This is a genomic window from Photorhabdus aegyptia, assembly GCF_000612035.1.
In the GTDB taxonomy this organism is placed as follows: domain Bacteria; phylum Pseudomonadota; class Gammaproteobacteria; order Enterobacterales; family Enterobacteriaceae; genus Photorhabdus; species Photorhabdus akhurstii.
Map to the genome: position 1 here is coordinate 1 of NZ_JFGV01000048.1, position 18,459 is coordinate 18,459.

The following is an 18,459-nucleotide window of genomic DNA, read 5'->3' on the forward strand; positions in this document are numbered from 1 at the left end:
TCTGATTTTTAGCCATTTTCATTTACCTCCACACAGACTTATTTTAAGTATACGCCTATGGGAGCTGAATTTAAGTGATAATCAGGTAAAATTTTGTTCATCAATGTCGCTATTTTCAATTGTGTTATTTTATTTCTTCATTAAGATTATTGTTAATTGTGTGATTTATCTCATAATTTGGTGTTAATTTAATCCTGAAAATAGAAAAATAATTATGATTAAAGTTGCATAAATCAATAAGGATATAATGATGAACAGACGATACCATATAACACTATTATTTAATGCCAATAAAGCTTATGATCGCCAAGTGATAGAAGGGATAGGTGAATATTTACAAACATGTCAATGTAATTGGGATATTTTCATTGAGGAAGATTTCACCACTAAATTAAATAGTTTGGAAACCTTACAGAGTGATGGAATTATTGCTGATTTTGATGATATAGAAATCCAACGTATTTTCAGTCAGGTAGACATTCCTGTTATTGGCGTCGGCGGCTCTTATCACCAAGAAAATCACTATCCTGCGGCTCATTATATTGCGACGAATAACTTCGCTTTAATAAAAAGCGCATTTAATCATTTAAAAGATAAAGGTATTAAACGTTTTGCATTTTATGGTTTACCTCAGACAAGTGGTAAACGATGGGCAATAGAGCGTGAATACGCTTTCCGACAATTAGTCGAAAAAGAACAATATCAAGGTGTGGTATATCAAGGGATGGAGATGACACCAGAAAACTGGTCTTACGCACAAAATAGAGTAAAAGATTGGCTCCAAACTTTACAGCCAAATACAGGCATTATCGCGGTAACGGATGCCAGAGCTCGACATATTTTAGCCGCATGTGAACATTTAAATATTCCTATTCCCGATAAAATCTGTGTTATAGGTATAGATAATGAAGAAATAGCCCGTTTTCTTTCGCGTACCGAGCTCTCTTCCGTGGTGCAAGGTACACAACAAATGGGCTACCAGGCAGCAAAATTACTTCATAAAATTCTTAAAGGTTATACACCTAAAAAATATCATCGCCAATTAATCCCACCGTTAAAAGTTATTGCAAGGCAATCGACAGATTTTCGGGCAGTAAACGACCCCGCGGTTATTCAAGCAATGCATTATATTCGTCATAACGCCTGTAAAGGGATAAGAGTTGAACAAGTTATTGATGCTGTTGGTATGTCTCGTTCTAATCTTGAAAACCGTTTTAAAAATGAATTTGGTCAAACAATTCATACCATTATTCATAATGAGAAGTTAGATAAAATAAAAAATCTTTTAATCCACACCTCTATTTCAATTAGTGAAATTGTTACTGTTTGTGGCTATTCTTCTTTACATTATTTTTACTCTATGTTTAAACGGAACTATAATATGACACCTAAAGAGTATCGAGACAAATATCAAATCACTAAAAAGACTTAGCTATTTAAAATTAATAAGCCATCCTCAAATCAAATAGGATAGCTTTTAATTTAATTAGATATCTTCACCGTTCGTTTCTATAATTTTCTGATACCAATAAAAACTCTTTTTCTTATAACGTACAAAATCCCCATTGCCATTATCATCAACATTGACATAAATAAACCCATATCGTTTACGATATTCACCGGTTGAAAAAGAGACACAATCGATACATCCCCATACAGTATAACCGAGGATATCAACACCATCGAATAAAATAGATTTTTTAATTTCAGATAGATGCGATTCTAAATATTCAATACGATAATCATCATTGATAACACCATCTTGAGATAATTTATCAACGGCACCCAACCCATTTTCAACAATAAAAATAGGTTTTTGATAACGTTCATATAATTCAGATAAACTGTATCGAATACCTATAGGATCAATTTGCCATTCCCATTCAGAGGATTTCAAATAGGGATTGAGCTTTCCTTTCTCAAAGAAGGAGAGGGATTGGCTATTTTTTTCTAACATTTCTGTGGATGAAGCAACGATATTACTCATATAATAGCTTATTGCCAAATAATCAGCGCAACCTTCCCGTAACCAATTTAAATCACCATCTTCAATATGCAGTTCTATATTTTTTCTTTCCCATTCTTTAATAAGATAAGCTGGATAATACCCACGAAGCTGAACATCACTAAAAAGATATTTCTGGCGCATAGCTTGTTGTGCATATAAAACATCTTCTGGCTTACAGCTCTCTGGATATAATGGCGACATATGGATCATGCAGCCAATTTTAAAATTAGGATTTATTTCATGACCTAATTTGACAACTTTTGCACTAGCAACAAATTGATGATGAATAGTTTGATACATGACCTGCTCTGGATTGTCGTGATCCTGATAAATCACACCTGAATTACAATAACCGAATAGTGGATATTGCCAATTTATTTGGTTATTAATTTCATTAAATGTAATCCAGTATTTGACTTTATTTTTATATCTTGCCATAACCGTCAGGCTAAAATTGATAAAAAAGTCTATTACTTTTCGGTTGTACCAACCGCCATATTTCTTAGCCAAATGATAAGGCATTTCAAAGTGAGATAAAGTAATAATAGGTTCAATATTATATTTCAACAATTCATCAATAAGATCATCGTAAAATTTTAATCCTGCCTCGTTAGGGTGTAATTCATCACCATGAGGAAAAATTCTTGACCAAGCAATTGATGTCCTAAAACATTTAAATCCCATTTCTGCAAATAATGCAATATCATCTTTATAATGGGAATAAAATTTCACACCTTGATGATTAGGATAGATTTTATTTTCCTCAATACCATTAGTTATGACACGATCAACACCATGCTCTCCTTTTGTCATAACATCAGCAATACTCATTCCTTTGCCATCCTGATTCCAATAACCTTCAACTTGGTTAGCGGCAACCGCGCCGCCCCATAAAAAGCCGGTAGGGAATTTATTCTTCATAGATAACTCCAGATTGTTATGTTCTCTTAGTTAAATATAATAGAATTAATCGAATCAGGTTCCAAATAAATAGACCAAATATCATTGTTATAACCAATATTTAATTTTTGCTTTTCTTTATAAGAATTATTTATATTCACCACAAGAGAGCCCGTTTTATTCTCGAAAGCAACAGCATTTCCTGACATATTACCTTCTAACTCAACATGCTGCGCATCAGGTAAAATTAAACCAGAAAAATGGCGCATAACGTAATACTCTGGATTATATATCACTTTATTTATTCCTTTTGGAATACTTATCATACTATTTTGTTTCCAACCCCAACTACTTTCTCCCCCAGAATGCAGCACCATATTCCAGTAAAAATAACCATTAGCACCATTAGTTAAATAATGTCTGAAAAGCGTAAACACATAATGAGCATATTCCCAACTATTATGACCATCACCACATTCATTTTCAGTTTGATAATATTTTAATTCTGGATAGCTTTGTACTGTTCTTTGAATGGCATTTTTTCCTTGCCATTGATAACCAACGCCTTTTATATATTTATAGGTGTCTATATCACGTAATACACAATTTGCGTAATCATCATAATCTCGTCCAATTTCTTTAGAGAATTCAGGAGCATTAATAGTACCTAACCAAATCTCAGTTTTTACATTATTTTGTTCGAATTTCGGCCCAAGATAATTTTTTATAAAATCTCTTAATTGTTCACCGTTCCATACACAAGAAGGGAATTTTTGATCCGCAGCAACTTCATTCTGGATATGAATTTGATTAATTGAAATACCTTCTTGCTGATACTCTTCGATAAATTTTGCAAAATATAAAGCATATGCATCCTGGCTTTGAGCATCACTCTTTAATCTGCCAAAATTATAGACTTGATGAGTTTTAAGCCATACCGGAGGACTCCACGGCGAGGCGGATATTTTTAAATTTGGTTGTCTTTTTAACGCTTCCTTTATATAAGGAATCAATAATTTTTTGTCTCTTTGAATTGAAAAATGAGCCATATTATAATCATCTTCAATCTCATTTAAACTATACCAAGAAACCGCATAATCGCTGGCACCTATCGGCATTCTGGCTAATGTTAATTTGCATTCTCCATCCGGTGAAAATAATTTATCTAGCACTACTTTTCTATTTTCTTTATCTAGATCTAATAAGGCTTTCATGCCAAGCTCATTAAAACAACCGCCAAAGCCATCCAGTTTTCGGCCTCGTTTATTGGTGATAATTAAATTGGCTTTTTCGTCTGTTTTTATGATCGATAATCCTTGTTTCCATTGCTCTCTATTATTTGTATAGATAAGTTTAATCATGATTTATTATTTCCAATAAAAGTATTAATTCATTGAAATCAATTAAACACAATTATCTTAATATTAGTATTATGTTATTTCACAAAGGATTTAATTTAATTGTTTTATTTGAGTTTCATCACATATATCTTATCGAAACTATTTTTTTATTATCAACCACCATGTTAATAATATACCTTGATACACTTATAAACCACTTTTGCCACCATAAAAAGGAAATTTTATGTCTCTTGTGCCATTTAAGCAGGTTGATGTATTTACTCACCGACCCTTTAAGGGAAATCCCGTCGCTGTTGTTATGGATGCTCAAGAACTTTCATCAATACAGATGCAGGGCATTGCCAACTGGACCAACCTTTCTGAAACCACTTTCATCCTTCCCGTAGAAAACCCATTGGCGGATTATCGTGTACGGATTTTCACACCCGGTAGTGAACTCCCTTTTGCCGGCCATCCTACGATCGGTACCGCACATGCTCTTCTTGAAGCCGGTTTAATTCAGGCGAGAGAAGGGCGTATTGTGCAGGAATGCGGGGCGGGATTGATTACATTGAACGTTACCGAAACGGAAGAAGGTCAGAAATCAATCACTTTTGAACTACCAGAACCAGCCATCACATTGCTTAGCGCCGAGCAGATAGATCGCCTCGAAAGCATTCTGGGTTGCCAGTTAGATCGCGCACTAACACCAGCACTTATTGACGTGGGAGCTCGCTGGATTGTCGCCCATACTACGGGAGCAGAAGCCGTGCTGGCAACGGAACCTGATTATGCCAAATTGTATGAGCACGACTCGCAAATGAACATAACCGGGGTTTGTCTGTATGGCGCCTACCGTGAAGGAGCAGAGGCTGATATTGAAGTACGCTCTTTCGCCCCATCATGCGGTGTCAACGAAGACCCAGTTTGCGGTAGTGGAAACGGCAGTGTTGCTGCATTTATGCGCCACCACAAAGTAGCAATGATTGACGATAAAATCGTTCATTCATCACAAGGCAAAAAACTTGGCCGTCAGGGAAGTGTATGGCTTAGCCATGCTGATGGTAAGATTTTTGTCGGCGGCAGTGCTGTAACCTGTATCAATGGCACCATCACAATTTAAAAAAATTATCAGCCCTAATATGCACAATATCTTACGTAAAATTGCTCATTAGATAATTCAGAAAGGCCGCTTATTTTGTCGGAAAACATCTGTTTTCCGACACCGGGCGAGCCTCAATGCGTGCTGGCTTGGGCCAATCTAATGATGAGGTCGAAGCCGAGTTTGCCGCACGGCGTGCCAATGTGGGGTAGTGACCAGCTACCCGGTCACTACCCCTAAATGTCCATTAAATTTTGTCCAACCTTTTTTGTCTAGGTGATTGCGCGTTTCCTAGAAAACATGCACAATCAACCCTGTTACTTTCATCACCCTATAAGGAGTGAATCATGCAAAGCATGACCATTGAGCAGCTACGCGCCGCAAGCGATGCCGGCGGCGTGGAAGGTGTGACCCTGAAAGGGCAGGGAGGAATCTTCCTTGTGCAGATCGCAACCCGCAGCGGTGCCGCCGCTTTGCTGGCGAAGGCCCGCAGCCAAGAGCCGCGCCGTTTCGGCAACCCCATTGCCGCCCTGAACGTGTTGCGTGACGTAGGCATCACCATCGGCCAGTTCGACGCCAGTGAGTGGAACCCGGACGAGAAAGAAGAAACCGCCGGCAATCGTGGTCGGGCCGAGGCAATGCGTAAGGCCCACCAAGCCGCCGCCTACTCGGAGTGGCTGGCTGCCGAGATTCAGGATGCTATCGACGACCCGCGCCCGAATCTTTCACACGATGAGGTTATGGCCGAGATGGACGCCGATATTGCCGCCTTGGCCGCCGAACACAAGCCCGCCAAAAGGAAGCGCGCTTGAGCGCGGCTGGCTGATTTATGGCGAAGGCAAAGACCCCTTACCGCATCGAGTGGCGACCGAAGGCCCGCGAGGATTTGCGCGCCATTGTTCGATACATAGGCAAAGACAACCCGACCAGGGCGCGCAGCTTCGGTCAGGAGCTACGCGACAAGACCTTGCCGCTTGCGCAGCACCCGGAGCTTGGCCGCACCGGGCGGCCCGGCCTGCCGGATTATGTGCGCGAGCTGGTCGCGCATCGGAACTACATTATTTTTTATCGCGTGCTGGACGAGGCGCGCACCGTCGAAATTTTGCGAGTGAAACACGCGGCGCAGCAAACGCCGTGACATGGTGACAGCAGGAGATGGAGGGCGTAAAAAAGTGCCCCAGACTTTTTTACGCTCTCCAATGTGGTGGACCAAGCGTGAAAGTTATCTGGACACCCGAAACGAAGCAAGACCGAGCTGACGTGTAGGACTACATCGCAGCCGATAATTCATATGCGGCAGCCAGAATGGATGAACAGTTTAGTGATGCAGCATCCAATCTTACACGACATCCCATGCTTGGCCGACGGGAAAATTAGTAAATCCCTAATTCCTGAGCCTGATTAGCTAATGCTTTCATAGCCTCCATACTCTCAGCATTACGCTGCTTTTTATATTCCATCAGATCAGCAAAACGAATACGCCGATGTCGGCCTGTTTTATGGAAAGGAAGACAACCATCTTCCAAAAGCTTAACCATATGAGGCCGCGATACATTCAATATGTTTGCAGCTGCAACTGTTTTAAGCAGAATCTGATACGTTTTCGCAATAACAATTTCCAAAGTAACTCTTCTCGGTGAAAGAACCAGATTTAGCACATCATTTGAAAGCACCAAACCTGCAATCAATAATAATTTTCAACCCACATTAAATAATTCTATCCCGGCCTCAAGCCAAGATTAAATGATAATGAATCCACGTTATTTGATAATGAAAATGCCCTTTTTTGACGGATATACTCAATACCGTAAAACAGATTTGTGAATTAATGGTGATATCGAAACCAACACTCTATAAATATATCGATGCAGCAAGACTATGAAAACTCTACTTATATGTGATGGAAGATTCAAAATTATAAGTAACGGATTGAATTAATCACTATTGAATTAATTTCCATTGAAATATTTAAATGTGATTGAGTACAGCCAACAAAGAGGCAACTTGAAAGATAACGGGTATATCTAGTTATTAACTAAACTTAAGGGAATATATATGCATAATAAATCTTTTTCTTTATTGCCAGCCACATTATTTTTTTTCTCCTCGTTTTCCATAGGTGCAATTCAGGAAATGAGAATGATTAACTTTGAAAATAAAATTTCATTACCAAGAAGTACAGAAGAGCAACTATATAAACTTGGGAACGAGCTGCATAGCGCATCTGTTGACAAGTTGTACTCTGCAAGATATTGGGGCAAGTATGGTACTTTTTCAAAGGTTGGTATGGAGGTTCAAGGAAGTCTAGCTTATGGAATGGCTCTGGCTAGTTCATCGGATCTTGACATTGCATTTGTTTATAAATACAACAATGGCGAATCTATGAACAGACTCAGCCCGATTGAACTAAAGGTTGATGCTGTCAATGTATTCAAGGAAGTTTTCGGTAGTAGGTATAATTATACTATTAAAGCTCCCGTAGTAAATTTAAGTAACCGTACAGAAGATATCGATATTGCATTTTTCAACGTTCTGAACAAATCAACACCTTTATGCTCTATCAATAAAAGGTGTTCTGAATTGAACTATGGAAAAGATCCTGCCACATCAGAATGGTATCTTTCAGAACGTCTGAGCCTATACTCCGAACTTGATAATGTTTTCAGTAAAAAAACATCCAAAAGAGAGATAATTAATCGCTCAGGAAAAATATTAAAAGTATGGCGGGAGAAAATTTTTTCCGATCAGGATGTGAAAATACCTTCTATTGCCTTAGTGACCATGATTTACGATTTCAGTAAGGACAAGGGAGCTACATATAATTACAATAAATCCACAGATACTCTTCGTGATGTAACCAGCTATAGTATTATTAAGTATTTTAAGAATGATAAATGTGAAGGCGCTCCAAATGCAAAGATTGACTTGCCTGTATATCAGAAAGATAGAAACCTCTTAAGTAGATTAGATTCATCACAACGTATGAATACCTGTCTGAAATTAGTTGAATTTAATAAAGCACTTATAACAGCAACATCAGCTCATGTAAGCGAAGCTGAGTCAGTTAAAATTCTTGAGCCTTTTATTGGCCAGTTTTAAATAAGGCGCCCAAAGATAGTTATGCAGGTGTGAGATCAGTATAGTAAATAAAACCTCATCTCCGGCTTTGTTGAATCATAACCACCCGCATAGCGGGTGGTTATGATTGTATTCCTGCGGAACTCTACGAACAGATACTTGATGCTTTGGACGATCAAGAGCTTATTCGACTGGTAAATGAGCGTAGAGAACAGGCATTAGTTGATGTAGATCTAGATAATTAACCTATTTTAAATGTCCTATGACACCTGAACTACCTCAATCTAGGGAGCATCGTCTCCCTGTTACTGGTTTGATAACAACAGATAAACCTTAACTAAAGAAAGATAATATGCCCGTTTCGCAGGCAATTGGCAGACTGACGAAATCATGATGAGAAAGGAGATTTCGAAATGCTCCAAAGATGCCTGCGAATTTTATGGTGTACTCATTCTAAGATAAGAGGTTTATTCATGATGTTAAAAAATATCAATCTGTTGAAGGTTGCACTTATCGTTGCCTTTGCAACAAATCAATCTCTTGCAGCAAATAATATTACATTTCTGAGCAATCCTTCACCGCAACATGTCAAGGATATCGGTAATTTTGTTGTGAAACGAACTGAAAAACCATTTTTTTCCGATGTTATATTATTCGCAGCCAACATTAATAGCAGCATCTCTAATATCCCTGTACTGTTTTACAACGATGAAATAAGTTCGATACTCAAGGAAAATATTTCCCTGGTGCGGAATTTGCAAAAAAAGGGCATTAGAGTTCAATTATCCTATCTGGGCAATCATCAAAATGCAGGTTGGTCATGTAATATGAGTCAAGCAACGGCAACGAAACTTGCCGATGAAATGGTAAATGATGTCGTTAAATACGGGCTGGATGGAATCAACATCGATGATGAATATTCAACATGCTCCGGTAACCGTCAATCCTTCTATTGGGTAGCGGATGCGATCAAAAGCCATCCAAAATTTGCCAATAAGGTACTGACCAAGGCCCTGTGGTCAGATTATATCTATTTCAAGGGACCGACCAACATAGCAAACTTACTGGATGCAGGTTACGAGATGACTTACACCAACGCCAGTGTCAATAAGCTGGCTCCGTACGTTAACTTCGGGATGAAAAAGGAAAATTTGTTATTGGGTGTCTCCCCCGGAAAAAATTCGGTATCCACAGTGCAGAATATTACCCGCTCGGTCATCAATAATGGGTATAGTGGGATGATGGTTTGGTCACCTAATACAATATTTACAATTGACCAAGCATCTCAATATTATACCCAAATCATCAAAGCAGAAGAGGGGATAAATGAAGAAGTTGTTTATGTCCCAGATACAGCAAAAACAATGCAAATAAGTAATATTAATATGCATTAGTTCAATATGTGAAGTCACGTATAGAAAATCCAAAAACTTTCTATACGTGAAATTGTTCATTTAATTTTCTATTACAATGAAATTTACGAGAAAAATATAGAAATAATGAGTCATTACGTTGTTAATCCTTCGATTAATTAAGAGGGAACCAGTAATACGTACTGGTATCAATCATCCGAAAAAACCACAAAGTAAACATTGTGTGAAGCTATATGAGGTTATCTTATGAAAAGTGAGTTTAAAGAAGGATTTTGTACTCTCTGTAGATCAAGATGTGGCACTATCAACGAAGTTCGTAGCGATACACTGATAAAAATTCAGCAGAACCCAAAACACCCGACCGGCAACGCCATGTGCATGAAGGGTAAAGCGGCTCCAGAACTGGCTCACAGCCCTAACCGGATTCTTTATCCTCTTCGTAGGACAAATCCCAAAGGGGACGCAGATCCAGGCTGGGAAAAAATCACCTGGGATGAAGCTTTGAAGTATGTTGCTGAGAAACTGGCTTTCTATAAGGCTGAGTTTGGTGCAGAATCGGTTGCTTTCTCAGTCACCTCACCAAGTGGAACACCTCTTAGCGATAGCCTTGAATGGATAGATCGCTTCATTCGAAATTTCGGCAGCCCAAATGTCTGCAATAGTACAGAGGTGTGTAACTGGCATAAAGACGAGGCGCATAAGTTTACCTTTGGATGCAGTATTCCTGTGGCTGATTACAGAAATGCCGAGTTAATCATTTTATGGGGGCACAACCCAACAAATACATGGCTTGCGCAAGCGGAAGCTCTTGGTGCGGGAAGAAATGCAGGGGCCAAACTTATCGTTGTAGATCCCAGATATACGGCTCTTGCTAAAGAATCTGATAATTGGCTCAATATAAATCCTGGGACGGATGCCGCGTTAGCCCTCGGGCTAATAAATATCATCATAAACCGAAAAGGATATGATCAGGCGTTTGTAGCACGGTGGACAAACGCCTCATTATTAGTACGAAATGATAATGGTCTTTTCTTGAGAGAAAGAGATATAAACATTTCAGCTAAGAAAAACAGGTATGTTGTCTGGAATAACATAACTCAGTCTCCGCTAATGTACGATATTCACGAAAATATGCCATGTGATGAAAATGATAATTATGCTTTATTAGGCGAATTTTCGATTAACTCTGCGGAAGATGTAAATAAAAAAATACAATGCAAATCTGCATTCCAGCTACTTATAGATGAGTGTCAACCATACACACCTGAATATGTAGAAAAAATCACAGGCATAACCAAAGAAAAACTCCTATATGCCGCAGATTTAATCATGTCCTCCAAACGCATTGCTTATCATTCCTGGACTGGTGTAGCTCAACATACCAATGCAACCCAGACTGAACGAGCAATTGCCGTGCTGTACGCCTTAACGGGATGTTTTGACACGCAGGGAAGCAACAGAGTGTACAATAAACATCCAGTAAATCTTGTGAATGCCCGCAGGTTTATGCCGAAGGAACAGCAAGAAAAAGCCCTTGGCTTTAAGGAAAAACCATTGGGGCCACCACTAGATGGTTGGATAACATCACAAGATCTGTATCAAGCAATCTTGCACAAACGGCCTTACTCTATTAGAGCTATGATGGCATTTGGTACCAATATGTTGTCATCTCATGCTGACACCAAGATTGGGATAGAGGCGCTAAAACAGCTTGAATTTCATGTTCATTGTGATCTCTTTGAAACGCCTACAGCACATTATGCTGACATCTTACTACCCGTGAATACGCCTTGGGAGAGAGAAGGGCTACGTGTAGGATTTGAGATTTCAGCCGAGGCAGAAGAACTCATTCAATTAAGGCAAAAAATGATTTCCCCTCGGGGAGAAAGCCGGTCAGATAATGAAATTGTCTTCGACTTGGCCTGTCGCTTAGGCATGGATGATATATTTTTTAACGGCAGCGTTGAAGCGGGATGGAATTATATTCTTGAGCCTATTGGTTTGACCGTAGCGGCGTTAAGAGAAAAGCCGGAAGGAATTTCAATTCCATTAATTCAGCATGATCGGAAATACGCAAGCATCGATCCTGTAAAGAACACAGTTAAAGGTTTTGATACCGAAACAGGCATGGTTGAAATCTATTCTGAGAAATTGTTGCGACATGGTTATCCACCACTACCGATATACACTGAACCCAAAGAGAATTTAAACTCTGAGTCACATTTCCCTTATCGACTGACCTCGGTAAAAAATGGCTTCTATTGTCATAGCCAACAGAGAAGTTTAGCCAGTCTACGTAAAAAATCACCTTATCCGAAACTTGAGATAAACAGTCGATTGGCCGAAGAGAAAGGTATTAAAAATGGAAATTGGGTAGAGGTCATCACTCGCAACGGCAAGGCGCGTTTTAAAGCATCGTTAGATAATAATATTTCTTACGATACGATAATTGCCGAGTTTGGTTGGTGGCAAGCGTGCCCCGATTATGGGAAAGAGGGTTTTCCCGTCATAGGAAAAAACAGCAGCAACTATAATGCGCTCATTTCTGACGACTCTTGCGATCCTGTCAGCGGCGCTTCTCCGCTCCGTTCATTCCGCTGTGATATTAAACTCGCAGAAGATGTCAACCCGGAGAGAAGACCGTGGCAGGGCCGTAAAACGTTTCGTGTTGTAGAAACAAAACCCGAAGCCAAAGGTGTTAAAACGGTTATTTTTGAGTCAAAAGATGGAGCAATGTTGCCTGATTATGAACCTGGCCAACACATCACAGTACAAGTTTCCATACCTGGGCAGGATAATCCTGTTATCCGGGCCTATTCCTTGACAGGAGCGGCAACACTGGAGAGTAGAAAGACTTACAGTATCTCCGTAAGGCATCAGAAAGGCACAACGTCTGGCGGGGAGACTTTTGAAGGCGTCATGTCTTCATACATTAATAGGGCATTAGTCGCAGGAGCCGAGGTGAATCTGACGCCTCCGGGAGGAAACTTTATTATTCCGCTTAATGCTAAACAACCTGTTGTTATGTTGGCAGGAGGAATTGGTATTACGCCATTTATAAGTTATCTTGAATCTCTTCCAGCTAACGGTGAAAAGCCTGAACTCTTATTGCTGTATGCTAATCAAAACAGCAATACACATGCCTTTTCTAAAAAGCTAAAAGAGCTTGAATCAAAAATTAAGCAGTTGAAGGTAATCAACTGTTACAGTAATCCGCTGCCAGTGGATGTTGAGGGTATTAATTACCAACATCATGGATATATTACTGCGGATGCCGTTCCTGAAACGCTGATTAAACAGCAAGCTCGTTTTTATATGTGTGGCCCGGCTCCTATGATGAAAACTTTCGAAGAAGGTTTACTCACTCGAGGAGTTCCGCCTTTTGATATCTATAAAGAAATGTTCCGATCGCTAACTCCGGTAAAAATTAAAGATGGGAAGAGTTTTGCAGTTAAATTTGAAAAATCCGGCGTACTTCTTGAATGGTCTCCTGACAAAGGGACACTCCTTAATTTTGGCGAAAAAATGGGTATAAAGATGGCAAGTGGATGCCGGGTTGGACAGTGTGAAAGTTGTGCTGTGAAATTAAAAAGCGGAGAAGTGCAACACTTGAATGACGTAGAACCTTCAGAGCAAGGGATGTGCCTTACTTGTCAATGTATACCTATCACTGATATTTCCATTGATGCTTAGCTACCAGAACATTATCGGCCCAATTTTTATCAAATTGGGTCCAATAACAGATGATACTTCTCAGAAAAAACGGGACTTTTCATCGTAGTCAGGAATAAATGAATAAAAAAAGGAACATCGGAAAAAATAAGACCTGTTAAGTGGTCTTTTGCGTTTCTTTTCTCCACAAAGGGAGCTACTATAAGACCTATTAACAAATCTTTTGGAGTGTTTCTATGGCTAACATAATTCTGTCAGATATTAGCGCAAGTGTTAGTGAACTAAAAAAGAATCCTATGGCGACCGTAAACTCTGGAGCTGGATACCCTGTCGCAATCCTAAATCGTAACCAACCGGTGTTTTATTGTATTCCTGCGAGACTCTACGAACAGATACTTGATGCTTTAGATGATCAAGAGCTTATTCGACTGGTAAATGAGCGTAAAGAACAGGCATTGGTTGATGTAGATCTGGATAATTATCTATGACCTATAGCGTAAAATTCAGGGAAGATGCTTTTAAAGAGTGGAAAAAACTTGATAAATCAATCCAACAACAATTTGCTAAGAAGCTGAAAAAGTGTTGTGTTGAACCTCATATTCCATCCGCTAAACTTCGAGGCATGCCGAATTGCTACAAAATAAAATTACGTGCTTCTGGTTTTCGTTTGGTTTATGAGGTCATGGATAATGTGTTGATTATCGCTGTGGTAGCCGTCGGTAAACACGAACGGAGCGAAGCGTATGAACTGGCAAGTAAAAGACTAGGTAAGCAGACCACTTTATAAAAAAATTAAGTTGAATTTTCTGATAAAGGTAAATAATTCAAATATATCCAACATTTTTACAGAATAAACTTAAATAATCTGTTTGTAATCTATAAGAAACAGTTATTGTTGGCGAAAACAGGAAGCTTGAACTAAACTCAAATTTTACTTTTATGAGAGGAACTTAGCTATGTCTGAAACCTGTTTTTCTGAATCGTTAAACCTAAAATCTCATTGGATGCCATTCAGCGCCAACCGCAATTTCCAACGCGATCCACGTCTTATCGTGGCTGCCGAAGGACACTGGCTAAAGGACCATAAGGGGCGAAAAATTTATGACAGTCTGTCCGGTCTTTGGACCTGTGGCGCAGGCCATACCCGGACAGAAATTCAAAAAGCTGTCGCTGCTCAATTGAGTACCCTCGATTACTCACCAGGCTTTCAGTGCGGTCATCCCTTATCGTTTCAACTGGCAGAAAAAATTGCCAATTTAACACCTGGTGATCTCAATCACGTCTTTTTCACCAGCTCAGGTTCTGAGACTTTAGACACCTCAGTCAAAATGGCGCAAGCCTACTGGCGTGTGAAAGGCCAACCCACGAAAACCAAACTGATTGGCCGTGCACGTGGTTATCATGGCGTCAATATTGCAGGTACCAGTTTGGGCGGGATTGGCGGCAATCGCAAAATGTTCGGACAGTTGATGGACGTAGATCACTTATCCCATACGCTACAGGCCAATATGGCATTTACGCCAGGCATGGCAAAAACCGGCGGCGTGGAGTTGGCCAATGAAATGCTCAAGCTGATCGAACTGCATGATGCCTCCAATATCGCGGCAGTGATTGTCGAGCCGGTAGCCGGTTCCGCCGGTGCGATTATTCCGCCCAAAGGGTATCTACAGCGTCTGCGTGAAATTTGTGATCAACATAATATTTTGTTGATTTTTGATGAAGTTATTACTGGCTTTGGTCGCATGGGGCGCTGGACTGGTGCTGAATATTTTGGTGTGACGCCAGATATGCTTAATTTTGCCAAACAAATTACCAATGGCTCCATTCCTCTGGGAGGCGTAGTGGCAAGCAGTGAAATTTATGAAGCCTTTATGTCTCAGCCACTACCGGAACACCTTGTAGAGTTTAATCATGGTTATACCTATTCGGCACATCCGGTAGCTTGTGCCGCCGGGTTGGCAACCTTGGATCTGCTAGATAAAGACCACCTTATCCAGCGCTCTGCTGAACTTGCTCCTCATTTTGAAATGGCCCTTCATTCTCTCGCAAATTGCCCAAATGTGACTGATATCCGCAACTGTGGCTTGGTGGGGGCAATTGAATTGGCTGCCCGTGACGGTGACGCCGCTGTACGTCCTTTTGATGCCAGCATGATACTTTGGAAAGCGGGTTTTTACGTACGCTTTAGCGGTGATACGCTGCAATTCGGGCCTATGTTCAATGCTGAACGGGCTGATTTGGATCGTCTTTTTGATGCTGTTGGAGAAGTATTGCATTACATTAACTAAGGAAAGTATGTACCCATAAGATCTTCAATATTGCTAAACTCAAAGGTTTATACCCTATGGATTTCAAGATGCATCGCGGCGGCAAAGGAGTGAATCCCCGGGAGCATAGCAAACTATGTGACCGGGGTGAGCGAGTGCAGCCAACAAAGAGGCAACTTGAAAGATGACGGGTATAGAGTAAAGCCCAAAAGTACAACCACTCTTGGGCTTTTTAAATTTCAATCCTTCCTTATTATATTGGCACGCTGCCATGCGGCTTCAGAGAACAGGACCATCCCATCCCCATCGGAGTCATGTGAGAGCATGACATCGATAAAATAAATGGTTTGAGGGGTGGTTAACATGGTTTCACAATAGGTTGCGTCAAATGTTGTCCAACGCTCACGAATTACCTGTGTTGTTGCATGTACGTCAGGGATAATCTGGACATTAGAAGCAGTAAACAAAGACAAATTACGCGACGATGCAGCAAGAAAGGTCTGTTTTGTATTATTCGTCGCACTTCGCATATCGATATATGATCGAATCATCGACAGCATGCCATTGCAAAGATAAAACACAGAAATATTGATCTTCTGCCGATGAGGATTTTGCATCAATGCTCGTTCAACATGGGACTCAATGTTTGGGATTAAATCTCTGGCGCCATCACCAATAAATGCCAGAATATTCTGGGATGATGTACGAGCCAAATAAGGCAATGACATCAACGCATCCCCCATCAGTGCCCGACCATACCAACCTGAAAACCCTTTCCCTGTTTTCGGTAAATTCCGCATCGCCCCGATTCCACACTTCCCTACATCATAAACCCCGGTATAGACAAACCCCTGCTCACAAATCAGATTATGCAACTGCTTCCCTAAATGGGCATAAAAGTAATTGGGCGACATCGGCACCTGTGGCAACCAATCTATCGGGGTGGTGTTAGGGTAATTCTGAACTCGCTCCAGTTCGCGACGACGATAAGCAAGTACCTTTTCATCCACATTAAGTCGAGCAAGAACGGTTTTTAAGAACGAAAGTAAATAGCTATGTACCGCCAGATCAGTGTAAGGCGACATATGCTCTAAACGACAATTCACCTGAATAATATGACATTTATTTTTAAGTTTACTGACGGAAAATGGCGAGGATACTTCATCGACTTTACTTTTAAGAAAAAAAATACTCTGGCTTTCAGGATTAGCAAGCTGCTGCCCTTCATGTAGGTAATGAAATACTTTGCTGCTAAAGCCGTAAACCGCCAGAGTTCCAATATAATTACTAACAGGCTTTTGCTGGTAGTAATCACTGACCGCCCCCGGAGATACTATCGTATCTACTAACGCTATCCCTGCTTTTTCAGCAATCAGATAAATCAGCTCACGTTCATGATCCGTTAAATGACAACATTGCCACAGTATACGACGCTTGTCATGGTTGATCAGAGACATCACTGCATCCATAACGGACGCTTCATTATCCTCAATCTGTGGAACCAAAAGGCTCCACTGACTCGGGTGGGGTAGCTGCCCAGGTTTCAGTGTACATTCCAAAACTGATTGGGTCGCAAGAATAAACACTGGCCCGGGTTGAGCATGTAATAAATCTATTGCCTCATTTAACCGCTCAGGCAAGTTCAATTGATCATCGATATAAACGCACGGAATTCCTTTTGCCTCAATCGACTTCTTACTATCATAATCTCTATGCATCGTACCTTGAAACGGGAACCAACTATTTCTAGGACTATCTGCACAAATGATGATGCCTGGCGCATGAGCACGTTTCAGGTTGTATAGTGTGCCGCGAAACTCATCGATCATGCCGGAAGTTACCGCAATTACATAACCACGCTGATAGAACTGCCAGCCACAAAGCGCAGAAACTGCCAAGCTGTGCTCATTCGGCCCACTTTCACACAAGGTAGATGTACCATCACACAAACGAAGCATGGAATCGATAAACCCGGAGATCACCGACCCAGTATAGTAGTGGAAGTCCCAACGCTCCTGGAAGTGGTACTCCATATAATCATGAATAAACTGTGCCATTGATGATATTGTTACTTTAGAAGTCGTCGCTCTAACAAGTAATGGATTAATATAAGTGCTATCCAAATGATTCATTAGGTTTTTTAGCACCTGTATCTCCCAAACAAGCGGATCTGGCTGCCAAATATTGAGTGTCACTGAATCCATCACTTGTACCCGTGCACTACCAGGAATCATCTCTGATAAAGAGAGCAGGAAAGAATAGGGTGACAATTTCCCAGGATTCGCCTCAAACAATCGGAAAAACTGATGACTGACCCGCTCGTAATGTCCATATTGTAAAAACAGATCATCAGCAATGACCAAATCGAGTGTTCTGTCTGGATGCAGTGCGATATCAGCCAGAGCGTCATCCAGTGTTTCATAGGTCATGACATGAAAAGAAAATTGATGCTTTTTCTGATAGAAAAGTAAATATCTTCTAGCTTGCTGAAGCAAGTACGTCATAATAAGATCAACTGAAACTGTTGAATTAAGTTTACAGACTTCACCATGATCAGATTCAACAGCAATTGACAATTCCAACTTGTTAATCGCTTCTTTCACTCCTTGGCTCACGATTTGGGACTGAGAGACCACACAAATTCCGATGTAATTATGCATTTACTAACTTCTCTACAATTAATTATTAAAATGTGCTGGCTTTAATCATGCCTCAAGCC

At 40.3% G+C, this 18,459-nt stretch carries 13 protein-coding genes and 2 pseudogenes; 11 read left to right on the top strand and 4 right to left on the bottom strand.

From position 1 onward, the window contains the following. Positions 1-247 precede the first annotated feature (247 nt). The gene (locus BA1DRAFT_RS14805; RefSeq protein WP_036780581.1) at positions 248-1,432 is read left to right on the top strand and encodes a XylR family transcriptional regulator; all 1,185 of its coding nucleotides are present in this window, start codon (positions 248-250) and stop codon (positions 1,430-1,432) included. A gap of 54 nt (positions 1,433-1,486) precedes the next feature. Here BA1DRAFT_RS14805 and BA1DRAFT_RS14810 read toward each other — a convergent pair whose 3' ends face one another. Continuing rightward, positions 1,487-2,929, bottom strand: a complete 1,443-nt coding sequence (locus BA1DRAFT_RS14810) for a 6-phospho-beta-glucosidase (RefSeq protein WP_036780583.1) — start codon at positions 2,927-2,929, stop codon at positions 1,487-1,489. A 26-nt stretch (positions 2,930-2,955) separates the two neighbouring features. Beyond that, positions 2,956-4,269 (bottom strand): glycoside hydrolase family 30 protein, encoded by a 1,314-nt coding sequence (locus tag BA1DRAFT_RS14815; protein WP_036780585.1) that lies wholly within the window; start codon positions 4,267-4,269, stop codon positions 2,956-2,958. A gap of 223 nt (positions 4,270-4,492) precedes the next feature. Here BA1DRAFT_RS14815 and BA1DRAFT_RS14820 point away from each other — a divergent pair, with 223 nt between their 5' ends. The 3 genes from BA1DRAFT_RS14820 to BA1DRAFT_RS14830 all read left to right on the top strand — a co-directional run bounded on the left by BA1DRAFT_RS14820 (position 4,493) and on the right by BA1DRAFT_RS14830 (position 6,488). Beyond that, positions 4,493-5,371 carry a PhzF family phenazine biosynthesis protein gene (locus BA1DRAFT_RS14820; protein WP_036780588.1) on the top strand — a complete coding sequence of 293 codons (879 nt, stop codon included), beginning with the start codon at positions 4,493-4,495 and terminating at the stop codon, positions 5,369-5,371. Between the two features lie 326 nt (positions 5,372-5,697). Continuing rightward, on the top strand, positions 5,698-6,162 hold the full coding sequence (locus BA1DRAFT_RS14825; protein ID WP_036780591.1) for an antitoxin PaaA2 family protein: 465 nt from the start codon (positions 5,698-5,700) through the stop codon (positions 6,160-6,162). A 17-nt stretch (positions 6,163-6,179) separates the two neighbouring features. Then, positions 6,180-6,488, top strand: coding sequence for a type II toxin-antitoxin system RelE/ParE family toxin (locus BA1DRAFT_RS14830; RefSeq protein ID WP_036780593.1), 309 nt, complete (start codon positions 6,180-6,182; stop codon positions 6,486-6,488). A 235-nt stretch (positions 6,489-6,723) separates the two neighbouring features. Here the strand turns inward: BA1DRAFT_RS14830 and BA1DRAFT_RS23210 are convergent. After that, positions 6,724-6,936: pseudogene (locus tag BA1DRAFT_RS23210) on the bottom strand (helix-turn-helix domain-containing protein); the annotation flags it as partial. Positions 6,937-7,405: 469 nt separating this feature from the next. On the opposite strand from BA1DRAFT_RS23210, the gene BA1DRAFT_RS14840 reads away from it, so the two are divergent. The 7 genes and pseudogenes from BA1DRAFT_RS14840 to aptA all read left to right on the top strand — a co-directional run bounded on the left by BA1DRAFT_RS14840 (position 7,406) and on the right by aptA (position 15,761). Continuing rightward, complete coding sequence (locus BA1DRAFT_RS14840) at positions 7,406-8,449, top strand: hypothetical protein (protein ID WP_072164808.1); 1,044 nt, start codon at positions 7,406-7,408, stop codon at positions 8,447-8,449. A 107-nt stretch (positions 8,450-8,556) separates the two neighbouring features. Next, a pseudogene (locus tag BA1DRAFT_RS24130) lies at positions 8,557-8,673 on the top strand (type II toxin-antitoxin system Phd/YefM family antitoxin); the annotation flags it as partial. A 228-nt stretch (positions 8,674-8,901) separates the two neighbouring features. Further along, positions 8,902-9,822: a glycoside hydrolase family 18 protein gene (locus BA1DRAFT_RS21360; protein ID WP_051560815.1), complete on the top strand. Its 921-nt coding sequence runs from the start codon at positions 8,902-8,904 to the stop codon at positions 9,820-9,822. A gap of 225 nt (positions 9,823-10,047) precedes the next feature. Further along, a complete protein-coding gene (locus BA1DRAFT_RS14850; protein ID WP_036780597.1) occupies positions 10,048-13,494 on the top strand; it encodes a molybdopterin-dependent oxidoreductase in 3,447 nt (1,148 codons plus the stop codon). A gap of 215 nt (positions 13,495-13,709) precedes the next feature. Beyond that, on the top strand, positions 13,710-13,961 hold the full coding sequence (locus BA1DRAFT_RS14855) for a type II toxin-antitoxin system Phd/YefM family antitoxin (RefSeq protein ID WP_036780598.1): 252 nt from the start codon (positions 13,710-13,712) through the stop codon (positions 13,959-13,961). Further along, positions 13,958-14,260 carry a type II toxin-antitoxin system RelE family toxin gene (locus tag BA1DRAFT_RS14860; protein WP_036780600.1) on the top strand — a complete coding sequence of 101 codons (303 nt, stop codon included), beginning with the start codon at positions 13,958-13,960 and terminating at the stop codon, positions 14,258-14,260. Before BA1DRAFT_RS14855 ends, BA1DRAFT_RS14860 begins: the two co-directional genes overlap by 4 nt. Before the next feature lie 169 nt (positions 14,261-14,429). Continuing rightward, positions 14,430-15,761 carry an omega-aminotransferase AptA gene (gene aptA / locus BA1DRAFT_RS14865; RefSeq protein WP_036780603.1) on the top strand — a complete coding sequence of 444 codons (1,332 nt, stop codon included), beginning with the start codon at positions 14,430-14,432 and terminating at the stop codon, positions 15,759-15,761. A 218-nt stretch (positions 15,762-15,979) separates the two neighbouring features. Here the strand turns inward: aptA and BA1DRAFT_RS14870 are convergent, their stop codons facing one another. Continuing rightward, a complete protein-coding gene (locus tag BA1DRAFT_RS14870) occupies positions 15,980-18,400 on the bottom strand; it encodes a hypothetical protein (protein WP_036780605.1) in 2,421 nt (806 codons plus the stop codon). Between the last annotated feature and the right edge of the window lie 59 nt (positions 18,401-18,459).

Excerpts from the sequence above, each read along its gene's own strand:
- BA1DRAFT_RS14855 (WP_036780598.1), top strand. The coding sequence starts at position 13,710 with ATGGCTAACATAATTCTGTCAGATATTAGCGCAAGTGTTAGTGAACTA.
- BA1DRAFT_RS14820 (WP_036780588.1), top strand. The coding sequence starts at position 4,493 with ATGTCTCTTGTGCCATTTAAGCAGGTTGATGTATTTACTCACCGACCC.
- BA1DRAFT_RS14830 (WP_036780593.1), top strand. The coding sequence starts at position 6,180 with ATGGCGAAGGCAAAGACCCCTTACCGCATCGAGTGGCGACCGAAGGCC.
- BA1DRAFT_RS14805 (WP_036780581.1), top strand. The coding sequence starts at position 248 with ATGATGAACAGACGATACCATATAACACTATTATTTAATGCCAATAAA.
- BA1DRAFT_RS14840 (WP_072164808.1), top strand. The coding sequence starts at position 7,406 with ATGCATAATAAATCTTTTTCTTTATTGCCAGCCACATTATTTTTTTTC.
- BA1DRAFT_RS14860 (WP_036780600.1), top strand. The coding sequence starts at position 13,958 with ATGACCTATAGCGTAAAATTCAGGGAAGATGCTTTTAAAGAGTGGAAA.
- BA1DRAFT_RS14815 (WP_036780585.1), bottom strand. The coding sequence starts at position 4,269 with ATGATTAAACTTATCTATACAAATAATAGAGAGCAATGGAAACAAGGA.
- BA1DRAFT_RS14850 (WP_036780597.1), top strand. The coding sequence starts at position 10,048 with ATGAAAAGTGAGTTTAAAGAAGGATTTTGTACTCTCTGTAGATCAAGA.
- BA1DRAFT_RS14870 (WP_036780605.1), bottom strand. The coding sequence starts at position 18,400 with ATGCATAATTACATCGGAATTTGTGTGGTCTCTCAGTCCCAAATCGTG.
- aptA (WP_036780603.1), top strand. The coding sequence starts at position 14,430 with ATGTCTGAAACCTGTTTTTCTGAATCGTTAAACCTAAAATCTCATTGG.
- BA1DRAFT_RS21360 (WP_051560815.1), top strand. The coding sequence starts at position 8,902 with ATGATGTTAAAAAATATCAATCTGTTGAAGGTTGCACTTATCGTTGCC.
- BA1DRAFT_RS14810 (WP_036780583.1), bottom strand. The coding sequence starts at position 2,929 with ATGAAGAATAAATTCCCTACCGGCTTTTTATGGGGCGGCGCGGTTGCC.
- BA1DRAFT_RS14825 (WP_036780591.1), top strand. The coding sequence starts at position 5,698 with ATGCAAAGCATGACCATTGAGCAGCTACGCGCCGCAAGCGATGCCGGC.